Source organism: Sphingopyxis sp. (genome assembly GCF_036402335.1).
In the GTDB taxonomy this organism is placed as follows: Bacteria; Pseudomonadota; Alphaproteobacteria; order Sphingomonadales; family Sphingomonadaceae; genus Sphingopyxis.
This window is the reverse complement of sequence record NZ_DASWTD010000450.1, coordinates 1-14,459: the sequence shown is the minus strand read 5'-3', so window position 1 is coordinate 14,459 and position 14,459 is coordinate 1. Positions and strand designations below refer to the sequence as shown.

At 65.1% G+C, this 14,459-nt stretch carries 21 protein-coding genes; 8 read left to right on the top strand and 13 right to left on the bottom strand.

Annotated elements, in window-relative coordinates; all coding sequences use genetic code 11:
• Together prs and VGD20_RS14610 are read right to left on the bottom strand one after the other, a co-directional pair.
• On the bottom strand, positions 1–444 hold a 444-nt coding region (gene prs / locus VGD20_RS14615), incomplete at its 3' end, for a ribose-phosphate diphosphokinase (protein ID WP_331135144.1).
• A 73-nt stretch (positions 445–517) separates the two neighbouring features.
• Positions 518–1,291, bottom strand: a complete 774-nt coding sequence (locus tag VGD20_RS14610) for a LytTR family DNA-binding domain-containing protein (RefSeq protein WP_331135143.1) — start codon at positions 1,289–1,291, stop codon at positions 518–520.
• A 157-nt stretch (positions 1,292–1,448) separates the two neighbouring features.
• Between VGD20_RS14610 and VGD20_RS14605 the strand changes: the two genes are divergently transcribed.
• The 7 genes from VGD20_RS14605 (at position 1,449) to rpmG (ending at position 6,948) form a co-directional block, all read left to right on the top strand.
• Positions 1,449–1,946 (top strand): DUF2306 domain-containing protein, encoded by a 498-nt coding sequence (locus tag VGD20_RS14605; RefSeq protein ID WP_331135142.1) that lies wholly within the window; start codon positions 1,449–1,451, stop codon positions 1,944–1,946.
• A gap of 32 nt (positions 1,947–1,978) precedes the next feature.
• Positions 1,979–3,667, top strand: a complete 1,689-nt coding sequence (locus VGD20_RS14600) for an NAD+ synthase (RefSeq protein ID WP_331135141.1) — start codon at positions 1,979–1,981, stop codon at positions 3,665–3,667.
• A gap of 11 nt (positions 3,668–3,678) precedes the next feature.
• The gene (locus VGD20_RS14595) at positions 3,679–4,098 is read left to right on the top strand and encodes a DoxX family protein (protein WP_331135140.1); all 420 of its coding nucleotides are present in this window, start codon (positions 3,679–3,681) and stop codon (positions 4,096–4,098) included.
• Positions 4,099–4,102: 4 nt separating this feature from the next.
• Positions 4,103–4,312 carry a hypothetical protein gene (locus tag VGD20_RS14590; RefSeq protein ID WP_331135139.1) on the top strand — a complete coding sequence of 70 codons (210 nt, stop codon included), beginning with the start codon at positions 4,103–4,105 and terminating at the stop codon, positions 4,310–4,312.
• A 57-nt stretch (positions 4,313–4,369) separates the two neighbouring features.
• Positions 4,370–5,680 carry a glutamate--tRNA ligase gene (gltX, locus tag VGD20_RS14585; RefSeq protein ID WP_331135138.1) on the top strand — a complete coding sequence of 437 codons (1,311 nt, stop codon included), beginning with the start codon at positions 4,370–4,372 and terminating at the stop codon, positions 5,678–5,680.
• A gap of 147 nt (positions 5,681–5,827) precedes the next feature.
• The gene (locus VGD20_RS14580) at positions 5,828–6,562 is read left to right on the top strand and encodes a TonB family protein (protein ID WP_331135137.1); all 735 of its coding nucleotides are present in this window, start codon (positions 5,828–5,830) and stop codon (positions 6,560–6,562) included.
• Positions 6,563–6,780: 218 nt separating this feature from the next.
• Positions 6,781–6,948 (top strand): 50S ribosomal protein L33, encoded by a 168-nt coding sequence (gene rpmG, locus VGD20_RS14575; protein WP_058818055.1) that lies wholly within the window; start codon positions 6,781–6,783, stop codon positions 6,946–6,948.
• Between the two features lie 508 nt (positions 6,949–7,456).
• On the opposite strand, the gene VGD20_RS14570 is transcribed toward rpmG, so the two are convergent.
• A complete protein-coding gene (locus VGD20_RS14570; protein WP_331135136.1) occupies positions 7,457–7,933 on the bottom strand; it encodes an Lrp/AsnC family transcriptional regulator in 477 nt (158 codons plus the stop codon).
• A gap of 139 nt (positions 7,934–8,072) precedes the next feature.
• On the opposite strand from VGD20_RS14570, the gene VGD20_RS14565 reads away from it, so the two are divergent.
• The gene (locus VGD20_RS14565) at positions 8,073–8,240 is read left to right on the top strand and encodes a hypothetical protein (protein ID WP_331135135.1); all 168 of its coding nucleotides are present in this window, start codon (positions 8,073–8,075) and stop codon (positions 8,238–8,240) included.
• Positions 8,241–8,256: 16 nt separating this feature from the next.
• On the opposite strand, the gene VGD20_RS14560 is transcribed toward VGD20_RS14565, so the two are convergent.
• From VGD20_RS14560 to VGD20_RS14515, 10 genes are all read right to left on the bottom strand, one after another.
• Entirely contained in the window at positions 8,257–8,808 is a 552-nt protein-coding gene (locus VGD20_RS14560) for a septal ring lytic transglycosylase RlpA family protein (protein WP_331135134.1), read from the bottom strand.
• Between the two features lie 68 nt (positions 8,809–8,876).
• A complete protein-coding gene (gene fliS, locus VGD20_RS14555) occupies positions 8,877–9,266 on the bottom strand; it encodes a flagellar protein FliS (protein ID WP_331135133.1) in 390 nt (129 codons plus the stop codon).
• A gap of 11 nt (positions 9,267–9,277) precedes the next feature.
• Positions 9,278–10,645 (bottom strand): flagellar filament capping protein FliD, encoded by a 1,368-nt coding sequence (gene fliD, locus VGD20_RS14550; protein ID WP_331135132.1) that lies wholly within the window; start codon positions 10,643–10,645, stop codon positions 9,278–9,280.
• Positions 10,646–10,690: 45 nt separating this feature from the next.
• Positions 10,691–11,830 (bottom strand): flagellar type III secretion system protein FlhB, encoded by a 1,140-nt coding sequence (locus tag VGD20_RS14545; protein ID WP_331135131.1) that lies wholly within the window; start codon positions 11,828–11,830, stop codon positions 10,691–10,693.
• Positions 11,831–11,833: 3 nt separating this feature from the next.
• Positions 11,834–12,613, bottom strand: a complete 780-nt coding sequence (fliR, locus tag VGD20_RS14540; RefSeq protein ID WP_331135130.1) for a flagellar biosynthetic protein FliR — start codon at positions 12,611–12,613, stop codon at positions 11,834–11,836.
• 8 nt (positions 12,614–12,621) lie between these two features.
• Positions 12,622–12,891, bottom strand: coding sequence for a flagellar biosynthetic protein FliQ (locus VGD20_RS14535; protein ID WP_248456483.1), 270 nt, complete (start codon positions 12,889–12,891; stop codon positions 12,622–12,624).
• 4 nt (positions 12,892–12,895) lie between these two features.
• Complete coding sequence (fliP, locus tag VGD20_RS14530) at positions 12,896–13,666, bottom strand: flagellar type III secretion system pore protein FliP (protein ID WP_331135129.1); 771 nt, start codon at positions 13,664–13,666, stop codon at positions 12,896–12,898.
• Complete coding sequence (locus VGD20_RS14525; RefSeq protein WP_331135128.1) at positions 13,656–13,934, bottom strand: flagellar biosynthetic protein FliO; 279 nt, start codon at positions 13,932–13,934, stop codon at positions 13,656–13,658. The genes fliP and VGD20_RS14525 overlap by 11 nt, the downstream gene beginning before the upstream one ends.
• Entirely contained in the window at positions 13,934–14,272 is a 339-nt protein-coding gene (gene fliN, locus VGD20_RS14520; protein WP_331135127.1) for a flagellar motor switch protein FliN, read from the bottom strand. Before fliN ends, VGD20_RS14525 begins: the two co-directional genes overlap by 1 nt.
• On the bottom strand, positions 14,265–14,459 hold a 195-nt coding region (locus tag VGD20_RS14515; RefSeq protein ID WP_331135126.1), incomplete at its 5' end, for a FliM/FliN family flagellar motor C-terminal domain-containing protein. The genes fliN and VGD20_RS14515, both read right to left, overlap by 8 nt.

Here is a 14,459-nt window from a genome sequence, read left to right as displayed (position 1 = left end):
CATCACCGGCGCGGCGTAGAGGTTATCGGTCGGGATGTCGAAGAAGCCCTGGATCTGTCCCGCGTGCAGGTCGATCGCGAGCACGCGGTCGGCGCCCGAGGTGGTGATCAGGTTCGCGACGAGCTTCGCCGAAATCGGCGTGCGCGGGCCGGGCTTGCGGTCCTGGCGGGCATAGCCGAAATAGGGAACGACCGCGGTGATGCGCTTGGCCGAAGCGCGGCGCAGCGCGTCGTTGATGATCAGCAGCTCCATCAGATTGTCGTTGGCGGGGAAGTTCGTCGGCTGAACGACGAAGACATCCTGACCGCGAACATTCTCGTGGATTTCGACGAAGACCTCTTCGTCGGCGAAGCGGCGCACGCTGGTGTCGGTCAGCGGCAGTTCCAGATAGTCCGCGATCGCACGGGCCAGCGGCAGGTTGCTGTTGCCGGAGATGAGTTTCATGGCGTGCAAAGGCCCTTTCGCGCGGGTGGGATTGCGCGCCCCCTTAGCCAGCGCGGGTCGATAGGGGAAGAGGTTAAAGCCACCCCGCGGCGCGCAATCGCGGCATCATGTCGCGCGCGACCGGAACCTCATGGCCGCCAGCCAGCGTGATGACCGCGGTCCGGCCGTCGCGGCGTACCGATATGACGGCGTCTTTTGCGACCCACCAGCTGCGATGGACGCGCAGTCCGTCAGCGTCGCCGAGCCGCTCGATCGCGTCGCGCAGGCGCATCAGGATCAGTTCTTCGCGCGCCTCGCCGACGACGCGGACATAATGATCTTCTCCCTTGAGCGCGCGCACTGACCCGAACCCTTGCGGCAGGGGAAGCGACGGCAACGCCGGCGGCTCGACCCGATGTGTCCCGACCGGGACGGGCGGGGGCATGGTTTCGGTGTGCTGCGCGGACGGCACCGCGCCGCTGCGCCCGAACAGGACCTGCATCGCGACGGTGACCACGCCGCAGATGATCAGGATATAGAAAAAGAGCCACCAAAAACCGGCCCAGCGCAGCACCGCGGGAAAGCCGATCCCCATCGACATCGTCGCAATGATAAGCGTCAGGGCAAAGCTGCCGGTTCCCAGCGCGAGAGCGATGCCCGCCGATCCGGGCAGTCCGGTCGCCTCGCACAGCCATCGCGCAACGACTCCCGCGGGGCGAAAGACGGCATAGCCCGCGAGCAACCACAGCACCCAGATCGCCATGCGCTCCGCGGTCGGCATGGCAAAGGTACCGAAAGGACCAAGCAACCCAAGAAGGAGGCCGAGCGCCACCATCGCCAGCAATTCGATCACGATCCGTTTGGCCATGCCGGGCTTCTGCGTGCCATTTCACGAAGCGTCAATGGGCGGGCGTGTCTGCTTTGCGAACGAATCCGGCGTCTGCGCGAAGTCGGGCTTGCCGGCGAACAGCCCCCCGTCAGGGGAAGGGATATCCGACACCATGTCGCCAGAAACAGGAACAGGCATGACCATATTTCCCGCCGCCGCGCCGGCTCTCGTCCGCCGTATCGCGCTCACCGTCCTCCTGATCGCGGGCGTCACGGGGATCGCGATCCTCGTCCGGCTGCTGTGGGGCGCCCCGTCGACCTACCGTACACCGGCGTGGGCGATATGGGTGCATCTCGCCACTGTGCTGCCCGCGCTGCCGCTCGGTGCCTGGCTGCTCTGGCGTCCTGCGAAGGGCGATGCCGCGCATCGTATCGGCGGACGCGTCTGGGTGTTGCTGATGCTCGTCACCGCGATCGACAGCTTCTGGGTCCGCACGCTGACCGGCGGCATCGGCCCGATTCACATTTTCTCGGTGCTGACGCTCGTCCAGCTGCCGCGCGCGATCTGGTTCGCAAAGACGCATCAGATCGACCGCCATCTGAAGACGATGCGCGGAGTCTTTTTCGGGCTGATCGCCGCGGGCTTTTTCGCGATGGCGCCGGGACGGACGCTGTGCGCGTTTCTCTTCGGTTGAACGCGACCGCCGGTTGGGCCTAAACCGCTCGCATGACAGAGCAGCTCTCCATCGTCCTTTCGCAGATAACCCAAGCGGTCGGCGACCTCGCCGCCAATGCCGACGCGATGCGCGCGGTGCGGGCGCGGCACGCGGACGCCGACCTCATTCTCTATCCCGAGTTCCAGCTGATCGGTTATCCGCCCGAGGATCTGGTGCTCAAACCCGCGCTCGCCGAACGTGCGGCGAAGCTGCTCGAAGAGCTGGCCGCGGAAACCGCCGACGGCGGTCCGGCGATGCTTGTCGGTTCGGTTGAGCGCGCCAAGGACGAGAACGGGGACTATGCGCTCTACAATATTGTCGCCTTGCTCGACGGCGGCAAAATCGTCGCGGCGCGGCGGAAGCATGAACTGCCGAATTACGGCACCTTCGACGAAAAGCGCATCTTCGCCCCCGGCCCGCTCCCCGATATCGTCGAGTGGCGCGGCGTGAAGCTCGGCCTGCCGATCTGCGAGGACGGTTGGTTGCCGACGGTGTGCCGGCATCTCGCCGCGCAGGGCGCCGAGCTGTTGATCTCGGTCAATGGCAGTCCTTACGAGATCGACAAGGACGATCGCCGCCTCAGCCAGGTCTTCGCGAGCCGGGTCGCCGAAACCCGGTTGCCGCTCATCTTCCTCAACCGCATCGGCGGGCAGGACGAGCTGGTGTTCGACGGCTGTTCCTTCGTCCTGAACGACGATGGCTCCACCGCGCACCGGCTGACCGACTGGGAGGCCGAGGAGCGGGTCACCCGCTGGACGAAAGTCCCGGCGAATGGCGGCGGCGGGCGCTGGCTGTGCGAAGCGGGCGCGATCGCCGAATGGGAGGCGCATCCCGCCGACATCTATAGCGCGATGATCCTGAGCCTGCGCGATTATGTCGAGCGCAACCGCTTTCCGGGCGTCGTGCTGGGCCTGTCGGGCGGGATCGATTCGGCGATCTGCGCCGCGATCGCCGCCGATGCGCTCGGCCCCGACAAAGTCTGGTGCGTGATGCTGCCGAGCCGCTTCACCAGCGAGGCGAGCCTCGACGATGCCGCGGGCTGCGCAAGGATGATCGGGTGCAGGCTCGATACGATTTCGATCGTTCCCGCGGTCGAGGCTTTCGATACGATGCTCGCGGGCAGCTTTGCCGACGTCGACGTCGATACCACCGAAGAAAATGTCCAGTCGCGCATCCGCGGCGTGACCTTGATGGCGCTCAGCAACAAATTCGGTCCGATGCTGCTCACGACGGGCAACAAGAGCGAGATGAGCGTCGGCTATGCGACGATCTATGGCGACATGGCGGGCGGCTATAATCCGCTGAAGGACGCATATAAGATGACCGTCTTTGCGGTAGCGAAGTGGCGCAACGAAAATGTCCCGCGCCTGTCGCGCAACCCGGTGACTCCGGTGATGCCCGATACGATCATCACCAAGCCGCCGAGCGCCGAGCTGCGTCCCGACCAGAAGGACGAGGACAGCCTTCCGCCTTATGCGGATCTCGACCGCATGCTGTATATGCTGGTCGAAGAAGAGGCGAGCGTCGACGATGTCGTCGCCCGCTACGGGTTCGACCGTGATGCCGTGGTACGGATCGAGCGGTTGCTGATGCTCGCCGAATATAAGCGCCGGCAGGCGCCGCCGGGGGTCAAGCTGTCGACGCGCAATTTCGGACGTGACCGGCGCTATCCGATCACCCACGGGTTTCGCACGGGATAGGAAGGATGGCCATGGCTTTGACCGGACCCGCGGCGCCAGGGACGCGTGCCGCACTTGCGCTCGAGGCGCTGCGCATCACCGTCGCGATCCTCATCCTGATCCACGGCGTCTACCGGTTGGCGGCGGGCCTTGTCGAACCCTTCGGCATTTGGCTGGGCAGCCTCGGCTTTCCGTTCGGCTACGGGTGGGCGATGGCGGTCACGCTCTGTGAACTTGTCGGTCCCGTCCTGATGCTCGTGCGCCGCTGGACCAGCTTTGCGGCGCTGGGCCACGCCGGCATCCTGACGCTCGGCCTCATCCTCGTTCACCTGCCCGCGGGCTGGTTCGTCGTCGGCGCGGGGCGCAACGGCGTCGAATATAGCGTATTATTGATCGCGGTGCTGCTTGCGGTCGCGTGGACCTGGTGGCCGGCGCAGCGAATGCGGGGCTGATCGCATGGCGAACTGGCTGACCGGAATTGGCTATGCGCTGTCGATCGCCAGCGTGGCCCTGCTCGCCTGGGTGGCCTGGCCTGCGCCCGGCGAAGACCGCGGACTGATCGGGGCGATCATCGCAGGGTCGGTGCTTTCGGTCATCGGCATGGCGCTGCGCTGGGCCGCGCATATCATCCAGAATCGCAAGATCCGCGAGGAAACGGCCGCCTGAACGGCAGCGCAACTTGGGGTCGCCATGGCGCCGCCAATGCGGCTATAGGCGCGCGTCATGACCGTCGTAACTCGCTTCGCTCCTTCGCCGACCGGCACCCTGCATGTCGGCAATGTCCGCACCGCGCTCCATAACTGGCTGTGGGCAAAGAAACATGGCGGCCGCTTCCTGCTGCGGATCGACGACACCGATCTCGAACGGTCGAAAGAGGAATATGTCGAGGCGATCCGCGCCGACCTTGCGTGGCTCGGTTTCGATGTCGACGGCGAGGAGCGCCAGTCGGCGCGCTTTGCGCTCTATGAGGCCGAGTTTGCGAAGCTGAAGGCGGCGGGGCGCGTCTATGCCTGTTACGAGACGCCTGAAGAACTCGACATCCGGCGCAAGATCCTGCTCTCGCGGGGGTTGCCGCCGGTGTACGAGCGCAAGCCCGCCGATGCGCCGGTCCCCGACGGCGTGGCGCCGCACTGGCGCTTCCGGCTCGATCATGACGAAGTGATCGAATGGAACGACATGGTCCGCGGACCGCAGCATTTCGAACCCGTGACCATGTCCGACCCGGTGGTACGCCGCGCCGACGGCAGCTGGCTTTACCTGCTTCCGAGCGTGATCGATGATATCGCGATGGGGATCACGCATGTCGTGCGCGGCGAGGATCATGTGTCGAATACCGCGACGCAGATCCAGATGTTTGCCGCGCTCGGCGCCGCGCCGCCCGCATTTGCGCATGAAGCGCTGCTCGTCGGGACCGAAGGCAAATTGTCGAAGCGGCTCGGGTCGCTCGGTATGGCGAGCCTGCGCGATGACGGGATCGAGCCGATCGCGCTCGTCGCGCTGCTCGCGCGGCTCGGAACGAGCGACCCGGTCGAACCGGTGACCGCGCCCGCGCCGCTGATCGAGAGCATCGATTTCGCGCGTTTCGGCCGCGCGCCGGCGCGTTTCGACGAGGCCGAACTCGCACTGCTCAACCAGAAGATATTGCACCACACGGACCATGCGGCGGTGGCCGGCCGCCTGCCCGCCGCGGTCACCGAAGCGCGCTGGAACGCGATCCGGCCGAATTTGATGACGGTCGCCGAGGCGGCCGACTGGGTGCCGGTGTTCGACGGGCCATTCGATCCGCCGCCGGCCGACGCGGCCGATCGCGCCGTGCTGGACGCCGCCGCCGCCGCGGCATCTCGAATCGACTGGGAGAGCGATCCCTGGAACGCGCTGACCGCTGCGGTGAAGGAAGCGACCGGTGCCAGGGGCCGCGCGCTCTTCCTGCCGCTGCGCCGTGCAGTGACCGGACGCGATCATGGCCCCGACATGGCCGAGCTGCTGCCGCTGATCGCCAGGGATCAGGCGGTGGCGCGGCTGGCGGTCCGCTAGCCGGCCGGATCGCCGGCCGGGCAGCCGCCTTGCCTACCTCGTCACTTGACAAGGCAAGTTATGATATATTATCACTCATGTCTGACTTGGCCGGCAGCAGCGGTCGGAACGCGGCGGGGCCGGGTCATACAGGCAAGGAGAGATGCCATGACCCTGATACCCATGATTTCGGCCATCATGGCCGCGCCCGAAACAATGACAGCGCCCGCCGCGGCCTCGGTGCCATTGCCCCGCAACAGCTATGGCAGCGATACGGGCCGTCACCCCGTTGCGGCATTGCTTGCGGTCGGCCTGCCCCTCGCGCTGGTCGTTGCGGTGGCGCTGTCGCCGATGGTCATCAAACCGGCACCGCGCGTCGATTCCGAACCGTGGGAAACCATTCCCCTTCAGAAGCCCAAGCCTGAAGAGCCGCGCGAGAAGGCGAAGGACGATACGAAACCCGTGACGACATCGACGACCGAAACCGTCGATCCGATCATCCCCACATCGACGCCCGACAATGTCGTCAATACAGGTCCGAAGATATTCGATCCCGTCATTCCCGATACCGGCCCGATCTATGTGCCGCCGGCCGATCCTCCGAAGCCGCCGGCGCTTGTCGTCGCGCAGCTCGATCCGCGCTATGCGGGCATGTTCCAACCCGAATACCCGGCGAGCGAACAGCGACGCGAGCTGGAAGGCGTCGCCAGGGTCCGCGTGCTGATCGGCACCGACGGCCGCGTGAAGGCGGTCGAGCTGGTGAGCACCGACAGCCCGGGATTCTTCGAGGAAACGAAACGCCGCGCGCTTGCCAAATGGCGCTTCAAGCCTGCGACACGCGGCGGGGTGGCCGAGGAAAGCTGGAAGGAGATGACTGTCCGGTTCCAGATCAGGAACGGCTAGAAGCCCGAGCCGAACCCCTCCCGGGCGGGTGGTTCGATACCGCCCGCCCGTTCCTTTCGCTTGACAGAAAGGCCGAATCCCGCCAAAGGCGCCCCAATATCGGGGGCGGCGCCATGCGCGCGGCCCTCTATGTTTTTTTCACACCAACGTCGGGGCCCTAGTCCCGCCGCATCGGTCGGACCTCCGGCGGATGTGCAGTTACTTCGAGGAACAGGGCCATGGCCAAGCCGACGACCGTCAAGATCAAGCTGGTGAGCACCGCCGATACGGGCTTTTTCTATGTGACGAAAAAGAATCCCCGCACGATGACCGAAAAAATGTCGGTGCGGAAATATGACCCGCGTGTTCGCAAGCACGTCGAGTTCAAGGAATCGAAGATCAAGTGATGTATCGATCCGTTCGGCGAAGCTGAACGGAAGGCGATACATCATTCCTGCCAAGGCGGGGATCCAAGGGGGCGGCCACTTGCGCCGCCCTTTTTCATGCCTGCCGTGCGGCGGCTTCGGGGTGGTGAGCGGCGGCGGCCGGTGCAGCAATCTCCAAAGGTCAGTAAAGGTCAGCCTTATGTGCCGCCCGATTTGACCTTGCGGAGTGCGGGAAGCGACCAGCCGGGACTGCTTGGCACCAAACTGGCCAGCAACCGTTTTATGCACCAGATGAAAGAGCCGCAATAAAGGCTGGCATAGCCGGATATTGTAGGAAAGGCTTATTTGCAGGCGTCCGATTGGGGTGGGGGAGCGGACCGTCCTCTATTCCCGTTCGTGTCGAGCGAAGTCGAGACACCCATCGAGGTTAAGCTTCGCCGAGGGGCATCTCGACTTCGCTCGATGCGAACGGGTTAGGTCAGCGGAACGTCCGCAATCGGCCGCAACCGGACGCCCCCAACGCGGATCGTCAGCCGTCGCGGAGCGGACGCCGCGCAATATCATTTTCGATGATGTTGCGGATTGTGATCAGCGTCTTGAACGAATGCACGCCCTTGTCCTCGCTGAGGGCGCGGCGCACGAAGCTGTCATATTCTTCCATCGAGCCGACCTGGATCTTCAGCAGGAAATCGTCATCGCCGGTCACGTCCCAGGCACCGGTGATTTCGGGATGACGAACGATCGCGCGCGCGAAATTGTCCATCGTCTGCGGCCCGGCCTGCTGCATCTGGACCAGCACATGCATGGTGAGCGCCGACCCGGTCAGTGCCGGATTGACCACCGCGATGTCGGCAACGATTATCTTTTCATCGCGCAGGCGCCGCAAGCGGCGGAGCACGGCCGATAGCGATAGCCCCACTTTTTCGGCGAGGATTCGCGCGGGCTCGAGATTATTCTCGCGGACCAAGGCCAACAGTCGCCGGTCGAAATCGTCAAGATCACTCATTTTTCGCATGAAAAAGCGAATAGCGCCAAAATTAGTCGACTGCACGGCCAATTTTAGCGCCAATCGCCAAGCCGGTGGCCGTAAAAGGGGCCATCCGGATTGGTCGCCTCCCTTGACCGGCTCCGGTGGAAGGAGACGAATGATGATCCATCGCAATGAATCGAACCGGTTCGGCTGGCTGTGGACCGCCGTGATCGAAGCGTCGGCTGCCGCCGTGGCCATCCATTATGCGGCACCGTGGAACGGAAAGGCGGCTTTGCGCGGCGAAGGCGTTCCCCGCGACGATCGTCAGGCCTGCGGCGCGTAGAACGCATAAAAGCGCCCTATCCGGGTTTCGCCTGAAGCCGCGCGCGCAGTCTTTGAAGCTCGCGTGCCGGCACGGGATCGAGTCCAGTCGCAGGCTTGCCCTTGCGGAGCCGTGCGCGATCCTTTTCCGAGGGCTCGATACGGCGAATGCGCACTGGCGCGTGGCCCTGCGCCTTGATGCCGAGTTCCTCGGCTGCGCCGCGCGACAGGTCGATGATCCGGCCGGGCGCGAACGGCCCGCGATCGTTGACCCGCACAATGATCCGTCGCCCGGTGTCGAGCGCGGTCACCTCGACATAGGTCGGCAGTGGCAGCGTGGTGTGGGCGGCGGTGATCCAGCGAGGGCGAAATTCTTCGCCGTTGGCGGTGCGGTTTCCCGATTCGCTTCCGTACCAGCTGGCATAGCCCACGGCGTCATAGCCAGGCGCGGCGGCGGGTACATAGGTCGTACCGCGGATCGAATAGGCCTTTCCGATGCGGACGGGTGTGTCGCTTACGGGCCGGAAATTGCTCCCCGCGCACGCCGAAAGCAGGAGCAGCGCGGTGCCGGCGCTTGCGAAGCGGATCATGGGATTTCGCGGCATGGTCCGACCGTAGAACGGGAGCGCGCCGGGATAAAGCCCCGGGCCATCCGGGGTCAGCGAAGCTGGCGCCAGGCGCCGCTGATCGTCAACACGCCTTCGAGAAGCTCGGTCAGCCCTTCGGCGCTGTTCGCGGCGACGGCATCGTCGAGCTTGCGGCGCATGCTGCGATAGACGCGCGACAGCGCCGTGGCGATGTCGCCGCCCTTGTCGCGGTCGAGTCCGGCGTCGAGGCCGATCAGGATTGCGCGCGCGCGATGCGCGGGCTCGGTGGCCGAGACGCGCTGTCCCTGCCGGACCATTGCCGCGAGGACGCCGATAGCGGTTTCGAGTTCGTCATAGAGCATCGTCACCAACTCGACGGGGTCGGCGGCGGCGGCGCGGCTCTCATGTTGCAATCGGCGATAGAGCCCGGTCGCCCGGACGGTCGAGGCGGTAGCGGTCACGATGGCGGTCCTCAGTCGTTACCCTGGTTCGTCCAGAGCTTGATCTGCTGTTCGAGATAGGTCTGCGTCGCCTTGAACGCCGCAAGTTTCGTTTCCAGCGCGCTATATTGTTTCTCGAGGCGCTTCTTGTAGATATCCTCGCGCTCCTCGATCTTCTCGAGCTGGTCGGCGAGATTTTCCTTTTTCGCATCGAGGGATTTCGACACGCGATCGATCGCGCCATTGTCGCCGACGGCCTTGTCGCGGATCGCATCGAGCGCAAAGGCGATACCGGGATCGGTCGCCTCGGTGTGCGTCGCGTCGCGGCGCGGATTGAACAATGCCTCGACCGCGCCCGCGTCGCTGGCGAGTATCTTGTCGAGCTTGGTATTGTCGACCGAAAGCAGGCCTTCCTTCGTTGTCGAAATGCCGATGTCGGACAGCTTGTTGATCGTGCCGTGGCTCGAAAGCACCTTGCCCACGAGGCCGCCCAATTCGCGCTCGAGTTCGCGGAGCGAGGTTGTCGCGCCCGGCATGCTCGATGCCGTGACAAGGCTTTTCTTGAGCTGGTTATAGACCGAGACGAAATCGCCTACGGTCTGCTTGATCATGTCGAGCGGGCGGCTCGCGCCGATATCGACGCCCTGCCCGGGCATTGCTTTTTTGAGCGTCAGCGACATGCCGGGAACGACGTCGTCGACCGTGTTGCTCGCGCGGCTGAACGCCACTCCGTCGATCGTGAATTCGGCGTTGGCAGCGCTCTGGCCCACTGTCATGCTAGCGGTCGAGAAGGCCGAAAGCCCCGGATCGGCGCCGGCATCGGCGGTGAGGGTGAAGGCGCCCACCTCGCCCGTCGGACCTTTGACGATCAGGCGATGACCACCTTCGTCGGCGATGATCGACGCGGTCACGCCGGCACCACTCGCGTTGATTGCCGTGGCGAGGCCGTCGAGGCTGTTGTTCGCGGCGTCGATGGTGATCGTTTTCGCGACACCGCCGACGGTCAATGTCATCGTCCCGGTGCCGATCGCGGCCGTCCGGTCGGCGACCACGCCCGAATAGTTGGTCTGCGCGCGCGCGAGCTGGTTCACGACGATGGTCGCCGCGAAGCTGTCGGCCTGAAGTCCCGCGCGCGCGGTGACGCCGAGCACGCTTTCGTCGGAAACGGTCGGCGTGCTGCGCAGCGTGCCGTCGCTGACCATCTGGCCCAGCGAATTGGCGAAGCCGTCGAGATCCGATCGCGCCTGCGCCAGCGCGCTGATTCGCGTCTGGTTCGCCTGGTTGAGCGAGTTCATGCGCGCAATCTTAGGGTCGCGCGATGCGTTCGACAGGTCGGTGACGAGCTGTTTGACGTCGAGGCCCGATCCGAAGCCGAGGCTGTTGGCGATTGAACTGACCATGGCAAAATATCCTTCGGACCCCTTAACGGCGGCGCGCGGACATTCTTAAGCCTGCCGGCGACCTTCGGGGTCGAAATGGTGCGAGGGCGGTATATCGACCGCGGGCTGGACAATCCCGTCCGCGGCCGCGCGTTCGAGCTGGAAGACGAAGGCCAGCACGGTTGCGACCGCGACGAACAGTTCTTCGGGGATCACACGGCCGGCGCGCGCGGTGAAATAGATCGCGCGGGTCAGCTGCGGATATTCGAGGATCGGGACGCTGGCGCCGCGCGCGAGCTCGCGGATCGACAGCGCGACGTCGCCGCGTCCGCGCGCGACGACCACGGGGGCGGCGTCGACCCCGGGGCGGTAGCGCAACGCGACCGAGAAATGGGTGGGGTTGGTCAGGACCACCGTTGCGTCGGACACCGCCTTGCGCGCCGAACCGCTCAATATGTCATGCGCGCGCTGGCGCTGCGCCTGCTTGAGTTCGGGCGCACCGTCGGACTCGCGCATTTCCTCCTTGATCTCCTGCTTGCTCATCATCAGCCGCTTGTTGCGCTGGAACCATTGTACCGGCACGTCGATCAGCGCGATGACGACGAGCCCGCCGGCGAGGGTCAGCATCGCATGGCCGATTTCCTTTCCAGCCAATCCGATCGCCGCCATCAGGTCGGTCGACGCCATCGTCATGATCGCCGGCAGGCTGCCCTTGACCAGCCAGTAGCCGATCGTGCCGAGCAGCAGCACCTTCGCGAGCGCCTTGCCGAGTTCGGTAACGCCCTGCATCCCGAACATGCGCTTGAGCCCGCTCAAGGGGCTCATGCGATTGCCCTTGAAGTGCAGCGCCTTGCCGCGCCAGCCGAACGAGCCGAGCAGCGCGGGGCCCGCGACCGCCGCGCCGAGCGCGAGCGCGAACAGGCTCGCGAGCGGCAGCAATATTTCGACCCCGTTGCGCATCAGCGCTTCGCCCGGCGCGAAATCGGCGACATCGGCGGCGGTCAGCGTCAGGCCGCGGCGGACGAGATCGCTCGCCGACTGGACGAACCAGCCGCCCGCGGCGATCATCCAGCCGGCGGCGGCGAGCATCATCAACGCGGTCGCGAGTTCGCGCGACATCAGCACATCGCCTTCGCGCGCCGAATCGGCGAGCTTCTTCGCCGTCGGCTGTTCGGTCTTCTGATCCTTTTCGGTCGCCCCCGCCATGGTCTAGATTCCGGCCATCATGCGCGCGGCGTCGAGCGCGTCGGACAGGATGCGCGCGATCGCCTCGGCCATCGCGGGCGTCGCAACGCCGAGCAGGACGATCCCGGCGAGCAGGGTCGCGGGGATGCCGACGGCAAACAGGTTGAGCGCGGGTGCCGAGCGGCCGATCACCCCCATGATGACCTGGACGAGGATCAGCACGAAACCGACCGGCATCGCGATGGTCAGCCCCGCGGCGAACATCAGGCTGCCGAAACGGATCAGCCCGCCGATCGCCTCGAACGAGGGAAAGGCGTTGCCGGGCGGAAGTGCGCTGTAGCTGTCGACGATGATGCCGATCAGCACCAGATGACCATCGGCAGCAAGGAAAAGTGCGGTTGCGAGCATCGAGAGGAACTGGCCGATCGCCGAACTCGAGGCGCCGCTCAAGGGGTCGACCATCGACGCGAAGCCAAGGCCCATTGCGTTGCTGATCGCTTCGCCCGCGATCAGTGCGGCGGCGAGGCCCATCTGGAGGACGAAGCCCATCGCGAGGCCGATCACGACTTCGCCGATAATCAGCAGGAAGCCGGGGACCGAGACGATCCCCTCGGGTGGCAACGTCATGCCCGTTGCGGCGACGGCAGGCACGCCAACCGCGAGCGCGATCACCAGCCGCAGTTGCACCGGCACGCTCGATGCGCCGAACACCGGCGCCGCGATGAACGCGGCCCCGGGACGGATCATCCCCAGCATCCAGAGCTGGAGCATCGCCTCGATATTCGGGATGTCGGCGGGATTCATTTCCCGGATTACTTCACCAGGCCGGGGATTTGGGCGAAGATTTCGCGGGTGAAATCGGTGAGCAGGACGAGGATGCTGCCGCCGAAGATTGCGAGGCAGATCGCCGCGACGATCAGCTTGGGGACAAAGGTCAACGTCTGTTCGTTGATCGACGTCGCGGCCTGCACCATGCCGAGCAGCACGCCGATGACGAGCACCGGAAGCAGCAACGGCGCCGAGGCGAGCGCAAGGATCCACAGCGATTGCTGCGCGACCCCGATGAAATAATCGGCCTCCATCTCGTTAACTCACGAATGAGGAAGCGAGCGACCCCATCGTCAGCGCCCAGCCGTCGACGAGGACGAAGAGCAGCAGCTTGAACGGCATCGATATGATCGTCGGCGACAACATCATCATCCCCAGGGACATCAGCGCGGAGGCGACGATCAGGTCGATGACGAGAAAGGGCAGGAAGATCAGGAAGCCGATCTGGAACGCGGTCTTGAGTTCGCTGGTGACGAACGCGGGCAGCAGGATCGAGAAAGGCACGTCCTTCGGGCTCGCATAGGTCGGTGCCTTCGCGATCTTGGCGAACATCATCAGGTCGGTCTTGCGCGTCTGCTTCATCATGAAGCCGTGAAGCGCGACCCCCGAGCGCGACACCGCTTCGCCGATATCGATCTGTTCCTGGCCATAGGGCGTGATCGCGACGCGATTCACTTCGCTGATCACCGGCTGCATCACGAACAGCGACAGAAACAGGCTGAGGCCCACCAGTACCTGGTTCGGCGGGGTCTGTTGCAGCCCGAGCGCGTGACGCAGGATCGACAGCACGATGATGATGCGCGTGAAGCTGGTCATCATCAGGAGCAGCGACGGCAGCACCGTCAGCAGGCTCATCAGGACGAGGATCTGAAGCGACAGCGACAGCGGACGGCCGTCGCCACCGATCTCGCCGACCGCGCGGCTTAGACCGTCGGCCGCCTGCGCATAGGCCGCAGGCGCGGCGCAGAGCAGCGCGGCGCCGCCAGCAAGAGCCGCGGCGCGAAGCCAGAATTTGCGATCAGTCCGCATGGAAATCACCCTGACTGTCGTCGGCGATCCGCGTGATGCCGTTGCGCGACACTGCGATCAGCACCCGCTGCCCGGCAAACTCGACCACCGCGAGCTTCGAGCCTGGGCCCAGCGGCAGCACGTCGACCATTTCGACGGCGCGCGCCTTCGCCGCGCCGCCGACGAGCGGCATGCCCATCTGGACGCGTTTCCACAGCCACAGGCTGCCCCATGCCATGCCGCCGACGATCGGCAGCAGGATCAGCAGGCGGAGGATATATTCGAACATCAGGCTCTCCGCTCGAAACCTTCGAGACCGCGCGCCGGGGCGACGATATCGGCGACCTGGATGCCGTAGCGGCCGTCGATGCTGACGATCTCGCCCTTTGCGATCAGCGTGCCATTGGCATAGATGTCGAGCAGGTCGGTCGCGGCGCGGTCGAGTTCGATCACGCTGCCTTCGTCGATCGCGAGCAGTTCGGCGAGCGTCATCGACGTCGATCCGACCTCGACCGACACGCGCAGCGAGACGCCGGCGAGCAGGTCGAAATTGGGGGCGGCGGCGATATTCTTGTTGTCGCGGCGATCGGCGCGCGCGGCTTTCGGGGCGTCGCTGATGTCACTCATGGTTCGGTCCTTTTTCGATATGGTCTATCATGATGGCGGCGTTGCCATTGGCTTCGCCGATGCTGCCGACTGCGAAGCTGCGGCCGGCGACGGTCACGGGGACATGGCGCGGCATGGTAAACGGGATGACGTCGCCGACTTCGAGCGCGAGCAGCTTGACGAGGCTGATTTCGGGGCGCGCGAGCAC

Excerpts from the sequence above, each read along its gene's own strand:
- VGD20_RS14590 (WP_331135139.1), top strand. The coding sequence starts at position 4,103 with ATGGCGAACTGGCTGACCGGAATTGGCTATGCGCTGTCGATCGCCAGC.
- VGD20_RS14580 (WP_331135137.1), top strand. The coding sequence starts at position 5,828 with ATGACCCTGATACCCATGATTTCGGCCATCATGGCCGCGCCCGAAACA.
- VGD20_RS14605 (WP_331135142.1), top strand. The coding sequence starts at position 1,449 with ATGACCATATTTCCCGCCGCCGCGCCGGCTCTCGTCCGCCGTATCGCG.
- fliP (WP_331135129.1), bottom strand. The coding sequence starts at position 13,666 with ATGCGGACTGATCGCAAATTCTGGCTTCGCGCCGCGGCTCTTGCTGGC.
- VGD20_RS14570 (WP_331135136.1), bottom strand. The coding sequence starts at position 7,933 with ATGAGTGATCTTGACGATTTCGACCGGCGACTGTTGGCCTTGGTCCGC.
- VGD20_RS14600 (WP_331135141.1), top strand. The coding sequence starts at position 1,979 with ATGACAGAGCAGCTCTCCATCGTCCTTTCGCAGATAACCCAAGCGGTC.
- rpmG (WP_058818055.1), top strand. The coding sequence starts at position 6,781 with ATGGCCAAGCCGACGACCGTCAAGATCAAGCTGGTGAGCACCGCCGAT.
- VGD20_RS14595 (WP_331135140.1), top strand. The coding sequence starts at position 3,679 with ATGGCTTTGACCGGACCCGCGGCGCCAGGGACGCGTGCCGCACTTGCG.
- VGD20_RS14545 (WP_331135131.1), bottom strand. The coding sequence starts at position 11,830 with ATGGCGGGGGCGACCGAAAAGGATCAGAAGACCGAACAGCCGACGGCG.
- fliR (WP_331135130.1), bottom strand. The coding sequence starts at position 12,613 with ATGAATCCCGCCGACATCCCGAATATCGAGGCGATGCTCCAGCTCTGG.
- VGD20_RS14535 (WP_248456483.1), bottom strand. The coding sequence starts at position 12,891 with ATGGAGGCCGATTATTTCATCGGGGTCGCGCAGCAATCGCTGTGGATC.
- fliN (WP_331135127.1), bottom strand. The coding sequence starts at position 14,272 with ATGAGTGACATCAGCGACGCCCCGAAAGCCGCGCGCGCCGATCGCCGC.
- gltX (WP_331135138.1), top strand. The coding sequence starts at position 4,370 with ATGACCGTCGTAACTCGCTTCGCTCCTTCGCCGACCGGCACCCTGCAT.
- VGD20_RS14525 (WP_331135128.1), bottom strand. The coding sequence starts at position 13,934 with ATGTTCGAATATATCCTCCGCCTGCTGATCCTGCTGCCGATCGTCGGC.
- VGD20_RS14610 (WP_331135143.1), bottom strand. The coding sequence starts at position 1,291 with ATGGCCAAACGGATCGTGATCGAATTGCTGGCGATGGTGGCGCTCGGC.
- VGD20_RS14565 (WP_331135135.1), top strand. The coding sequence starts at position 8,073 with ATGATGATCCATCGCAATGAATCGAACCGGTTCGGCTGGCTGTGGACC.
- VGD20_RS14560 (WP_331135134.1), bottom strand. The coding sequence starts at position 8,808 with ATGATCCGCTTCGCAAGCGCCGGCACCGCGCTGCTCCTGCTTTCGGCG.
- fliD (WP_331135132.1), bottom strand. The coding sequence starts at position 10,645 with ATGGTCAGTTCAATCGCCAACAGCCTCGGCTTCGGATCGGGCCTCGAC.